9 protein-coding genes and 1 pseudogene are annotated in these 12,835 nt (G+C 41.3%); 9 read left to right on the forward strand and 1 reads right to left on the reverse strand.

All coding sequences use genetic code 11. The features are described 5' to 3' along the window. The first annotated feature begins 12 nt into the window (after positions 1–12). From ABEQ74_RS11620 to ABEQ74_RS11660, 9 genes and pseudogenes are all read left to right on the forward strand, one after another. Positions 13–1,161: a hypothetical protein gene (locus ABEQ74_RS11620; protein ID WP_430122343.1), complete on the forward strand. Its 1,149-nt coding sequence runs from the start codon at positions 13–15 to the stop codon at positions 1,159–1,161. 150 nt (positions 1,162–1,311) lie between these two features. Beyond that, positions 1,312–1,764 carry a MarR family winged helix-turn-helix transcriptional regulator gene (locus tag ABEQ74_RS11625; RefSeq protein WP_430122344.1) on the forward strand — a complete coding sequence of 151 codons (453 nt, stop codon included), beginning with the start codon at positions 1,312–1,314 and terminating at the stop codon, positions 1,762–1,764. Between the two features lie 24 nt (positions 1,765–1,788). Beyond that, complete coding sequence (locus tag ABEQ74_RS11630) at positions 1,789–2,307, forward strand: GNAT family N-acetyltransferase (RefSeq protein ID WP_430122345.1); 519 nt, start codon at positions 1,789–1,791, stop codon at positions 2,305–2,307. A 57-nt stretch (positions 2,308–2,364) separates the two neighbouring features. Then, on the forward strand, positions 2,365–3,567 hold the full coding sequence (locus tag ABEQ74_RS11635; RefSeq protein WP_430122346.1) for a macrolide family glycosyltransferase: 1,203 nt from the start codon (positions 2,365–2,367) through the stop codon (positions 3,565–3,567). A gap of 367 nt (positions 3,568–3,934) precedes the next feature. Then, entirely contained in the window at positions 3,935–5,347 is a 1,413-nt protein-coding gene (locus ABEQ74_RS11640) for an erythromycin esterase family protein (RefSeq protein ID WP_430122347.1), read from the forward strand. 373 nt (positions 5,348–5,720) lie between these two features. Beyond that, complete coding sequence (locus ABEQ74_RS11645; RefSeq protein ID WP_430122348.1) at positions 5,721–6,800, forward strand: WG repeat-containing protein; 1,080 nt, start codon at positions 5,721–5,723, stop codon at positions 6,798–6,800. 236 nt (positions 6,801–7,036) lie between these two features. After that, on the forward strand, positions 7,037–8,209 hold the full coding sequence (locus ABEQ74_RS11650) for a PQQ-binding-like beta-propeller repeat protein (protein ID WP_430122349.1): 1,173 nt from the start codon (positions 7,037–7,039) through the stop codon (positions 8,207–8,209). 154 nt (positions 8,210–8,363) lie between these two features. Further along, the gene (locus ABEQ74_RS11655; protein WP_430122350.1) at positions 8,364–9,182 is read left to right on the forward strand and encodes a MerR family transcriptional regulator; all 819 of its coding nucleotides are present in this window, start codon (positions 8,364–8,366) and stop codon (positions 9,180–9,182) included. A gap of 24 nt (positions 9,183–9,206) precedes the next feature. Further along, positions 9,207–10,368 (forward strand): annotated as a pseudogene (locus ABEQ74_RS11660) (MFS transporter). 164 nt (positions 10,369–10,532) lie between these two features. Here the strand turns inward: ABEQ74_RS11660 and ABEQ74_RS11665 are convergent. Then, on the reverse strand, positions 10,533–12,788 hold the full coding sequence (locus tag ABEQ74_RS11665; protein ID WP_430122351.1) for an MFS transporter: 2,256 nt from the start codon (positions 12,786–12,788) through the stop codon (positions 10,533–10,535). Positions 12,789–12,835 lie beyond the last annotated feature (47 nt).

Here is a 12,835-nt window from a genome sequence, read left to right on the forward strand (position 1 = left end):
GGAAAACGAAGGATGGTTCAGTACTTTCGCAACAAAACATGGCTGTGCACTTTTCTGTTGACGATTATTTTAGCAGGAGTTTGCATGTTCGTGTCAGCAGATTTTGCACAGGCACAAGGGAAGAGCATGCCTGTAGAGAAATTAAAAAAGATAAGCAGAATGTCTTTTACTCTACGGGATGCGTATCAGAACTCTTACACGGTTTATATTTTCGCTCAAGATGAAAAATCATCAACCTTGATCGAAAAGGACTATTGGACCGGAAATAAGCCGGGGGACAAGCAGTACACAGGTACATATAAAGCAGCACTTGTCAAAAAAGGAGCGACATATGGTACGATACAATCCGTGAACCTTGGCCTGCGCGGAGTTACGCTGCCTCAGACCTGGCATTATACGGTTCAAAGCAAAGAAAAGGGGACACCGGATATTCTGATGATCACGGAATGGGGGACATCCAATTTTAATCTGGCTAACCCCTTCATTATTCGTTCGGGGTCACTGATGCCCGTGAAGTTTGTCAATCACAATGGCAAAAAAATGGATGACTACTATCCTGCAGGACGGGGAGACGGTGTGCGCATGCTGTCAGATGCGCGGGTACAGTTCAAGTTTTACAATAACGCTGTTGCCAAGTATGCCGTAAATACATTCAAACTTAACGTGAATAAGCTGGAACTGCGTCTGGCCGATACAAGGTACATGGATTATAATCATCCATCCTGGCCTAACTCAGGAATGGGTGACCGTGCTTATCTCGAAAGCTTGAAGGCTGCTGCAAAGAAAGGGATTCTTCCCGACCAGCCAGGGATCAAGCTCGGCATGACTCATAAATCGCTCCAAAGTACGCTTAAAAAAGCCAAGCTGCGGGAGAACGGTGAATGGGGTGCCTTCTATGTTTATCCAAACTATGCAATTGGCTTCGATTACTATCTCCATGAGCTAGATTCCAATGCAAGAGTTATGGTATTCAACATGTTTACTGAAAAGCGCAATCTGTACCCGTCTACAGTTAAACTGTGGCTTGGCAAACCGAATGATGAATATTTCAATGAAGCCGAAGGAGTCTACGACATGATCTACAACTTTGGTTCAGGCAAGCTGTCGTTCCATTATGAGGAAGAGGATGGACAAATTTATTTGGCCTCGATTTATAGATAACTAGTTGATTACGTATTTATAGGTTAGCCAGAAATTCTGGCTGGCCTTTTTTTATGCGCATTATTGCAAACACAACAAAAAATAGAGTAAACTAGGAAATATCATTTTTGTTGCATTTGCATCAAAATTAACGTGCTAAGGGAGTTCAGGATGATGGAAATTCTCCGCGAAATCGGAAAAATCGCCAGAGCATTAGATTCGATAAGCAATATTGAATTCAAAGACTACGATCTGACAAAAGGGCAGTATTTATACCTTGTACGAATATGTGAGAACCCAGGAATCATACAGGAAAAGTTAGCCGAGATGATAAAGGTAGATCGGACAACCGCAGCCCGCGCGATAAAAAAACTTGAATTGAAAGGCTTTATTGAAAAAATAGATGATGAGCATAATAAAAAAATCAAAAGACTTTTTCCGACAGAAAGAGGGGAGAAAATTTATCCTTTTATCAAACGGGAACATGATTATTCCAATACCATTGCATTAGAGGGGCTCAGCGAGAATGAAACAGAATCTCTATTAAACATGCTAACAAAAGTTTCCAAAAATGTAGAAAAAGACTGGGAGTATGTGAAGAAGGGAAACAAAAGAAATTACTGATTTATGATATGGAGGACCATAACATTGACTATAACTATAAAAAAGTGCACGGCAGATGATCTTAGCTTGCTTCAGGAAGTTGGTGTTGAAACGTTCGATACCACATTTAAGAATCAAAATTCACCTGAAAACATGAAAGCCTACTTGGACAAAGCATTTAACTTAAACCAATTAGAAAAAGAACTGTGTAATATCTCCTCGGCATTCTACTTCATATCCTCTGATGAAGAAATCGCTGGGTATTTAAAGGTAAATATCAATAATGCTCAATCCGAAAACATGGGCAATGACTCGCTTGAAATCGAGAGAATATATATAAGAAACAAATTTCAAAAACTTGGGCTTGGTAAATATCTGTTAAACAAGGCTATCGAAATTGCGATAGAACGGAATAAAAAGAGTATCTGGTTAGGTGTATGGGAAAGAAATGAGAATGCGATAGCTTTTTATAAGAAGATGGGGTTTGTTCAAACCGGAGCTCATTCTTTTTATATGGGTGATGAAGAACAAGTTGATTTTATTATGACGAAAACCTTGGTATAAATTTTAGTACATTCGTATGAGCGTTGAATGTGCTTCATTATGAGGGAGGATATGACGATGGCACGTGTTTTATTTATCAATGCAGGTTCCGAAGGCCATATTAATCCAACCATTGGCCTTGTTCAAGAACTGGTTCGTCGTGAGGAAGAAGTTGTTTATTGTATAGCGGATCAATACCGTGATCGCATCGAACAGGAGGGCGTAGAAGTAATCACGTTTGATATCGGTAAATTTGTGGAGGCTTTTTTGGCTGGAGGAAGGAGCCCCTGGGGACGCGTGGGTGGACTTTTGCGCACTGCTGACATCATCATTCCCAGCGTTCTTGAGCAAACCAAGGGAAAAGAATTTGATTACATCATTCATGACTCGATGTTCGGCTGCGGCCGTTTACTTGCTCAAATCCTCAATTTGCCGGCAATCAATTCGTGTACGAGCTTTGCATCTCAACAACACAGCTTTGACCGTCTACAAGAACAGCTTTCAAGCCATATTCCGGTAGAAGTAAATGAGCGTGCACAACAGGAGTTTCAGCACTTAGCCAGTGAGTTGGAAGTGAAATATAATGTACACGTTGGTTCTGCCTACGAGGTTTCCTGCAATCCTGCGCCATTGAGCATCGTCTATACCTCGAAAAGCTTCCAACCAGATGGAGTAAGCTTCGATGATAGTTTCAAGTTCATTGGCCCGTCAATCGTGCCGCGTTCAAGTGGTCCTGTTGATTTCGCTCATGTGGACACAGATCACCTGATTTATATATCCTTCGGCACGGTTATCAATCAGGCTGTGGATTTCTATAAGCTTTGTTTTGCTGCGTTTGGAGAAACGAAGTACAGCGTAATTCTATCCCTCGGCGGGCAAACCCCGATTGCTGAACTGGGGCAGATCCCAAAGAATTTTTCCGTTCACAGCTACGTTCCGCAACTCGAAGTACTGCAAAAAGCCAAGTTATTTATCACACATGGCGGCATGAACAGCACGAGCGAGGGTCTTTATTATGGTGTGCCGCTAATTGTAATTCCCCAAAGTGCAGACCAGCCTATGGTGGCGAAGCGTGTTGCTGAAATCGGAGCAGGCGTCCATCTAAATCAAGAAGGGTTAACTTCGGAAGAACTGAGAGAGACGGCAGAACGCGTGTTCAAGAACAAATCAATGCAAAAGGCAGCCCTTGAAACGGGTGATTCTTTTCGGGCCGCGGGAGGATACCATCGAGCCGTCGAAGAAATCTTCGCATATAAACGAAGTCTAGGATTGAATAATTAAATCATGCCTCACGAGCATTTGTGTACTGCCGGCCGGTGGTCGGCCTTTTTTATATTACGATAGGGAAATGAACAATTCCACTTCCAACCGATTACCGATTATATAAGTATTTCCGCTTTTTCTTCATTAAACTAACGGGGCAGGATAGTTTAATAATTTCACGAATACTCTACATATGGAAAAATTACGAAGTTTGCAAAAGGTTTACTCCTAGGTATCATCACGAAACATACATAGAAGACTATAAAAGAGAGCAGAGGAGAAGTACGCCGGCAGGTAACACATTGTTTACGCAATTCGGCTAAAGTCGCTAGGTCCGCCCGAAGTAAGTAGAAGATAATTCACTACGGAGAGGAGTGTCTTAGCAATGAGGCGATTTTTATTAGCATGGATGGTCATTATCTTGATTTTACTTACTGCTTGTTCAAGTCAGCCAAAGGAACTAACTGATAAGTTAGAGAAGTATGCAGTACCTGTTAATCAATTGACAATCCCTGAGGGTGTCAAAATTATTGGTTTAGGCGAAGCGAGTCATAACAATGCTGAATTTCAATCTGTACGGCTTGATGTATTAAAGATTCTTGTTGAAAACTATGGTGTTCGCACCTTAGTAGTGGAAGAGGATTATGCCAATTCTGAATTAATGAATCGATATCTTTCGGGCGAAGAGATAGAGTTGCAAGATGTGTGGAAAGATTGGTTTCCCTTGTACCATACGCAAGAGATGGCTGAGTTATTTAATTGGATGCGTGAATATAATCGATCCGTGTCTAGTGAAGAACAATTGCAATATTGGGGTATGGATGTTCAGCGATTAGAGCTAATACTACCCTTACTTAAAAAGTACTTACAAGATGTGGATAGTGATTTATATCAAGAGATTAGAAATGTCTTTGTGAATGTTAAGATGGTGAAAGATTTATCCAGACAATTAATGGGCGATATGACGGAAACTGATTATATAAAGGTTCAAAAAAGATGGAGTCCTCTGCTACAAAATGATGTTCGACGTATTGAGCAATTGATACACAAAATGAATATGAATGCTGATTATCTTATATCCAAATCCAGCAAACAATCGTATGAGGTTGCCTTGCAGAATGCAAGGTCTGTACATGTTCTTTATTCAACGATAAATAATTCATGGCTACGAGATTTTAGTGAAAGTTATGGTTTCCTACACTCTATTTCAGGTTCGAATAATCGTGATGCAGCAATGAAAGAAAAAGTAGATTGGATATTAAATCAAGTGAACGGACCGATCTTAGTTGTAGGTCATAATGGTCATCTCTATAATAAAATGAAATTAGGGGAATATATGGCCAAAGATCTAAGAGATCGTGGGATCAGAATAGATAGCGACAAATATAATACGGTTTATCTAGGCGAACTTTTGAAGAAGAGTTATGGTGATGCATATTATTCAATTGGAACCTCTTTTAATGTGGGTGTATTAGCAGCAGACTCCATGATAATAACTGAAAAGAATCCGCCTACAATAACTGTTCATAGTGATAACCTGTTACTTAGTTCATTCACGCGATTACCAGAAGATGTTTATTTCTTGGATTTTGATCGTGCAAAGGAAGATAAGCAATTAAAGCGACTACTCTCAAAAGATCAGTTGAAAATGCCACATATCGGTTCTCTTAATGGTTTTGATTTGAATGATCCTAACAACCGTAACAATGACAATTATTATTTAGATATGAATTTAGAAGAGACATTTGATGCATTGATTAATTTTCGTAAGGTTAACTTATTTACACCTTATAGGTGATTATTTAAGGAGAAAAGTTTTTTTCAATGGTTGTAATGAGCTAACTTTGGAACAATCCTCATGTTGAGGACGATAGTTCAATGATGACAATGAGACAGCCGGTCAATTTGACCGGCTGCTCTTTTTTAGATAATGAGTGAATTTATTCCAACAATATTTAAAGGTTCTTTTCCATCGAATTCAATTTTTCTATGTAACTTTTTTTGCTTATTGACGTTAATTAAGATTGAAGGATATGCAAGAAGAGTGAATCATATGGTGAAGTGAATATGCTTATATTCAAAATTATTATTTGCGTTACTTCTTAATGTACCGTTTACAATTATAAATTTCAGTTCTAGATACAGCCATTATAAAAAGGAGTGTGGACTCATTGCTAAAGAAGGTCATCGTATTCATGGGATTTCTGTACATGGGGTTCGGGTTTGCTGGGACTACTCATCATGAAGTAAATGCAGATGACTCTAAGTCATTGAATGCCTCAACTAACCACCTATTGTATCCCATTGAGCAAAAAGGAAAATTCGGATTTATCAACAGCAACGGTGAAGTTATAGTAGAGCCCATCTACGAAAATCTGGTATATCCAGGTCTAGCGTCTACAACTTACTATATTGTGGATCATACAAATAATAAACAAGTTTATTATAATTCAGCTGGGAATAAACTTTTCGAGTGTTTGAAGAATAAATGTGGCCCCCTGTACGAGGGGAGGGCACTCTTTATGGATGAAAGCCGAACACCTGATGGTACTCGAGTGACCCGGTATGGTTATCTCAACGAACAAGGGGAGGTCGCGATCAAGCCTATTTACCACAAAGCCTTCAATTTCTCGGAAGGGCTAGCACGTGTTAATCAAGGAAAGGCTTCCGGCTTTATAAATACTAAGGGTGAGCTTGTCATCCCTTACCGATATAGCGAGACCTTCGATTTCTCTGAAGGAAAGGCGGTAGTGAAGCTCAGTGCAAAGGGAAAATACGGGTATATCGATACTTCAGGTAAGATGGTCATATCGCCACAATTTGATTATGCTAAGCAATTCTCCGAAGACACAGCGGTTGTGAGCGTTAACGGAAAATACGGATATATCAATTCAAAAGGTGATTACCTCCTAAAACCTCAGTTCACAAACGCTCAACCTTTCTCAGAAGGACTAGCATTCGTTGAACGTAATGGGGCATCCTTCTATATCAACAAGAAAGGCGAAAAGATCATCCAGTTCATCAAGGCAGGGGGAACTTTTTCTGGAGGACTAGCTCCTGCGAGTCGAGGGAGAACCTATGGATTCATAGATAAATCTGGGTTCTTTGTGATCAAGCCGCAATTTGAATGGGCAGATTCTTTTTATGGTGACTTGGCGAAGGTATATCTTCATACAGCAATTTCAGAGGATTATATCGAAGGATATATAGATCGGAGAGGTAACATCCTATGGCCGCCTAAGCAGCGTTAAGTTTGTTGATAGCCAATGGAAGATAGACGATGTGAACGTAGGCAGACAAATGATAGAGCCATAACATGGAACATGTTCAAACACACTATCAATACTGCCGGCCGATGGTCGGCCTTTTTTAATAACACGAGAGGAAAATAAACAATCCCACTATCAATTTTTAATAGGTCCAAATTATCATGATGTGTTATAGTATATTCGACCTAATATACCTAACATGAAGGAGTCGTTCATCTTTGAAATGGAAATTCGCTAAAAGTATGCTTATCGCCAGTATCATCATGCCGCTGCTCGCCTATGGCACTCCAGCGCATGCTAAAGAGCTCTCGCAGCCCGAGTGGGTAGTTGATGTAGCCAAGGGAACATGGAGTCTTCCTACTATTCATAATTGGGGGATCGTGAAGGATTCCCAAGGGAATGAGAGCCTGCTTGGACTGAAAACCGCTGCCAACAAGAATTATCTCGAAAATATTGACCCTACGACAGGGCAAATCAGATGGTCCATCCCGCAAGATTTTGGCTTCTTTCCCTCAGAGGATGGATACATATTTATGGTAGAAAAAAAGAATCAGATTAGCGCTATGCATCTGGCTTCAGGTAAGAAGTTATGGACGAGCACCCTTCCCTTTTCACAGGAACCATACGATTCTTACTACTATTATGAAAATATGTACCCGGGGGATAACGGCAGCCTGTATGTCGTCTCAGACTCCAAGGATCACAAATCCACCTTATATTATTATGACTCCGCTGGCCATAAAACCAAGAAATACACAGTGCCGTATTTGATTGTCAATATAGAAGGGGACTATGTGTTTGCTAAAACCTATAATGATGACCCGAATACATATATAATTAACCTCGCCACGGGTAAAAAAATCAGAACAGTAACAGACGGCAATTCATACCTCCCTGTAAATGTACTGAAGGATGGCACATTGATTGCTCAAAATGTTGCTAAGAATACGTTAACGCTCAAAGCTTTCAATCCTTCAGGGCAGTTAAAATGGACAAAAAAACTTCCATATGTAAACGGTAGGACAGAAGTGTACACACTTCAGGATCGCTTTCTGTTTATCGATGGTAAAAGCGATACCTTAAAGCTCTATGCTTCAGACGGCAAGCTGATTTCCAGCAAGTCTTACAAGCCTATAGGTACCGGCTATAATCGTTACTGGAGCTTAGCATATGTAGCGAAGGACCAACAGAGCTTCATGTTTACCGTTAATAAGGGCAATAAGTACGAAATCATCATAATGGATTCCAAGAATTTGAACGTCATTAAGTCATTCACTGAAGATGAATATTATAACAACAGTGATTATGAGCTTCTCAATAACAAAACCGATTTATATATTATCGACAGTTATGGAAAAGGCATCAGCAAGTACGATCTGCATAATATGTAGACTGTATTAAAGATATGGCAGTACAAACGTAGAATCTAATGAAGACACCCTCGTAAAAGTTGCTCTCGGGGGTGTCTTCGTTGTCTAAACCCTTGACTTTCCCCTGCACGGGAAACTGTATAATCAGATTATGTCATAGATTGGAGTTGATATTTTGTTCAAAATCAGTGCGTTTTCCAGGCTAAGCAAGGTCTCATTAAAAACACTGCGTTATTACGACCAGATCGGCATACTTAAGCCGAGAAAGGTCGATCACGATACGGGCTACCGTTACTATTCCGCAGATCAGCTTCTTGAGCTTAACCGTATCTTAATCTATAAGGAACTCGGTTTCACATTGCCACAGATCATACAGCTGCTCCAGGAGGATATTACACTGGAGAATATTCAAGGGATGTTTAAGCTGAAACGAAGTGAAATCCAGCAAATTATTGATACAGAACAAGCTAAGCTCGTCAGGATTGAGGAGCGTATGCAGCTTATAGAAAAAGAGGGTCAATTCGAAACAGGTCAAGAAATCAGAGTCAAAGCGGAAGGTGCACAATCGTTTCTTTTTCAGACAGCATGCGGGAGAGAAGAGGATATTCCAGATTTGTTTCGTCAGTTTGATGAGCTATTAACCAAGGAGATTCGCCAATTGACTCTAGGGCCTCAGGTTGTATTGTGGAAAGAAATCGACGGAAAAGAGGATGAGTTTGAGTTTGAAGTCGGTTATTTTTTAACCTGTGATCTACGATCTTCTCCGGACCCGTTTCAGCTTCGGACCCTTCCTCCAGAGCCAATGATGGCCACGATGGCTTTTCACTCAAATTCTAAGTTTGATGGTGCGGCCTGTGTTCATTTAGCTAAATGGATTGAGAAGAATAACTATCAGATCAAGGAAAACGAAGCGGGTAGGGAACTATATTTACCGATATCTGCAGAACAAGATGCACAATTCATAGAAATACAAATCCCAATTATACATAGATAATTGAAGAAGGTGGAGTGGAGTAAATTGAAAAATAAAGGAATCATCTACATCCTGGCACTGGCTGTTTTTCTGATCGGGACCATTGAATACATTATTACAGGAGTCATTGAAATGATCACGACGGACTTGGGAGTATCTACTTCCGAAGCCGGGCTGCTGGTGACTGTGTTTGCTCTCGCAGCGGCGATTATCGCTCCAATGTTAATTACATTCACGATCAATATAGATCGCAAAAAGCTACTGATGACTACCCTTGGTGTGTTCATTGCCAGCAATGGACTCATGTTAGTAGATCTTACTTATGAATCAGTACTATGGGTACGAATTATTCAAGGGGCTAGCGGTGGAATGACTACCGTTGTAGCTATGGCAGTAGCGACAAGACTCGTAGAAAAAGAAAAAAGAGGCAACGCCATCGGAATCATTTTGATGGGGCTTAGCAGTTCGCTAGTGCTCGGTGTTCCTATTGGCATTTAGTGAGATATTTGGATGGAGAGTTCTATTTATTTTAATCGGTTTATTAAGTGCTCTTCCGTTATTTATCATCTATAAAAAGGTTCCGGCAATCAAAGAAAAAGAAAAGGTTACTCTCAGAATGCAGCTTTCTATTTTGAAAAAACCTACTATTCTGATTGCATTAGTTATTACGTTATTATATGTTGGTGGCTATGCTACACTGTTCACGTATATTACGCCGTTCTTGCAAGCGACGTCCTCTCTTTCCATGACCGAAATTAGCGGTGTTCTTTTCCTGGCGGGCATTTGCAGCTTTGTCGGTTCAAAAATTGGAGGACAGTTAGCAGATTCAAAGGGATCGAAATTTACGATTTATCTCGGGCTCCTGTTACAAGGGGTGACTCTTCTTTTATTCGCTCTTGCCGGTGTCAATCTCTTTATATTAATCGTGGTACTCATGATTTTCATGTTAGCAACATGGAGTATTTCTCCTGCTCAGCAACTATTTCTGGTTACTCTTGCGCCTCGAAATCCGGACATTGCACTTAGCGTAAATACTTCGTTTATCCAATTTGGTTTTGCACTGGGTTCTGGATTAGGCGGGCTTGTCGTCAGTCGTACATCTGTCCTGTATTTGAATTGGCTCGGTTTTGCCGCTGTATGTTTAGCTTTACTCCTTGCCATCTTGCTATTTAAAAGAATGAGCAATAGGTCTGAGAAAAAGGTTTGATTAAAGTAGCACAAATTGACTATGTAATATGATTGTGGAATCATGAAATAGGGTGATGAATAAGGCCCCACGCACGTTAACGTGCGTGGGGCCAATGTGTTTTTGTATCGTGTACTTTCCTTAAAGTAAGCAGCATCTCGCAGTGCCATTACGAAATATCTTTGTCATTGGCGGAGACCAATGTCTTTAATTAAAATATTACCTTTAGTCGATCGGTCAAAACTAAAACTGATTTTGCTGATTCGTTCCGGATCCAATTGGGAGTTGGCTTCAACAAAATCGGTTAAATGAAAAACAAAGTTCTGAAATACGGGCTCTTTGGTGGTCTTTAAGAAACCTAGCGGCCTTTTCGCTAGAACGCCTTCAAACATGGGAAGTAGGGGAGAGATGTGACTTAAAGGCAAGCTGCTAGTATTTCCTTTTTCATCTTCCACGGATACCGTCAAATCGACCAAAGCATCTGTATCGCCTGCATCAAGAAGTTTATCATTGTTAGCCATGGAAAATACAAGGGCACTATCCTTGGAGGTTTGGATGGTCGACTTAGGCAAAATGACTTTATAGACTGGAGTGGAAGGAGCAGCCGTGTTATCCCATTCCAGGAAAGCAGCACTGTATTGATCACCCGAGTGTACCATTTTCACTTTGTTTTCCTTCCAGACCTTCAGGGATTCTCCTTCTAAGCGGCCACCGGGCAGCGTAGTTGTTGAAGGATCATAATCCTCTTCATAACTGCTCACCATGGTGGTCTTCCCATCCCAATAATTACTGGTATACATCGTATTGGGAAGCCATTCCCTGGCGTACCCAAGATCTTGGAACACCATCCGGTATTGGTCCTTGTCTCTCAGTGTTGCCTCCAAAAAGGACGAAATCAGTACCTCCGCAGCCTCGCGCTGTTGTTCACCAGAAAGCAGTTCGGCGGTGTTAAATAGCAGATTTCCAAGCCCTGTAACATCGGTTCTGCCCCATGCCGTGTTGAATTGCCCATGATTCGCGCCATAGATGTACACATAAGATTTGAAGTAATTGCTATTCTCCGTAAACCGGGTACGATAATACTGATTTGCTCCGATAAATGAGTTTACATCCATATCGTTAGAGCCGTGCAAGGCCAAATAGTTGACGTCTTGGAGGTGGATGGGCTGCCCACCTGGTTTGTACTGCATATCAGTTCCTGCTATCGATATGAGGGAACGAATGTTGAAATGGTAGTTGAACTTGATGTTTGCATCCTCAGGGTACGTCGTCAATTCATTATAGTTTGCTGCTATCGTGATAGCTTCGCCTCCTCGAGAATGCCCTATCAGGGCGAGCTGCTGCATGTCTACTTTGCCATAGAATGGATTTCCCTCTGAGGAGTTCCATGCTTCCCACGTCTTCAAATGCTCCAGCAATAACCAACCCCTGGCGCGATTTTCATCTTTTAACCCATCGAGAATAAACAGGTCGTCGTAAGGAGAACTATTTAAAAAATTCTCATCAATCGAAGCTAGGATATATCCGCGGCTAGCCAGCAATTTGCCCAAATAAGCATATCCGGGATCGGAGTAATCGGTCGCGAGATGGTTACCATGCACAATTAACACGAGCGGGAAGGGACCATCGCCTTCTGGATACCAGACCGTGCCATTTAACGGCATGGCTTCCGGACCAAAACCGAAGGTGTTTGTACGCCGAGATGACCAATTACCCACAAAAGCCGATCCATCTACAGTCTCCGTTGTCAGATGCCCTGGGACGTTCAGATCCTTGCGATATGTTGGATTGCTTGAATAGGTTATCGACTTTACGGGGAAAGTCCCGAGTTCGGCCGGATTAGCCAAAGAAGTCTGCTTGTATTTCTCGGTTTTGACGGTTTGCAGGGGATAGGGCACTTTAAGTTCGACAACACTACCGCTCGTAAGCCAATATCCTAATATACAGAACAAAATGAAGAGAAAGACAGTCCCTGTACCTGTTGTTACTTTTACCCATCTCGCAGCTTCACGGTAGGCTCCCTTCATCAATCGATAAATCAAGGCTCCAAGCAAAGAAGAGCATAAGATGATGGCAAGAAGAACGAGTATCGTTAGTGACAGTGGCCCCAAAAAGCTGATCAACAGCAAGGCAAACGACGCAAGCATAAACCATATGTAACGGGAAGGCATCTTTTTCGCCCAATGAAATAAACCGGCAACGACTCCCATAATAATCAGGATTGCAAGCAAGGATAGTACGGTACCTACGAAGTAGTCCAGAATGCCCCGCGAACCAAGATAATAATAGGCCTGCACCAAAAAAATGAACAACGTAACCAAAGAAAGTGCGATAAGCGCTCCCTTCCAACCCGAACGAAGTGGGGAGATCTGAGGAAGAGGAAGCTTAGGTAACAATCTCCTTTTAACTCTCTTCTCCGAACTTAAATCAATTTTTGACATGGATGTTCCGCCTTTCTTATTCAGATCTGCTTGATTACGACCCTTTA

The sequence above is a fragment of the Paenibacillus solani genome, from assembly GCF_050475945.1.
In the GTDB taxonomy this organism is placed as follows: Bacteria; Bacillota; Bacilli; order Paenibacillales; family Paenibacillaceae; genus Paenibacillus_AQ; species Paenibacillus_AQ solani_A.

Bases quoted from the DNA above. Each gene is read 5' to 3' on its own strand.
- ABEQ74_RS11665 (WP_430122351.1), bottom strand. From the start codon at position 12,788: ATGTCAAAAATTGATTTAAGTTCGGAGAAGAGAGTTAAAAGGAGATTG.
- ABEQ74_RS11625 (WP_430122344.1), top strand. From the start codon at position 1,312: ATGATGGAAATTCTCCGCGAAATCGGAAAAATCGCCAGAGCATTAGAT.
- ABEQ74_RS11635 (WP_430122346.1), top strand. From the start codon at position 2,365: ATGGCACGTGTTTTATTTATCAATGCAGGTTCCGAAGGCCATATTAAT.
- ABEQ74_RS11640 (WP_430122347.1), top strand. From the start codon at position 3,935: ATGAGGCGATTTTTATTAGCATGGATGGTCATTATCTTGATTTTACTT.
- ABEQ74_RS11620 (WP_430122343.1), top strand. From the start codon at position 13: ATGGTTCAGTACTTTCGCAACAAAACATGGCTGTGCACTTTTCTGTTG.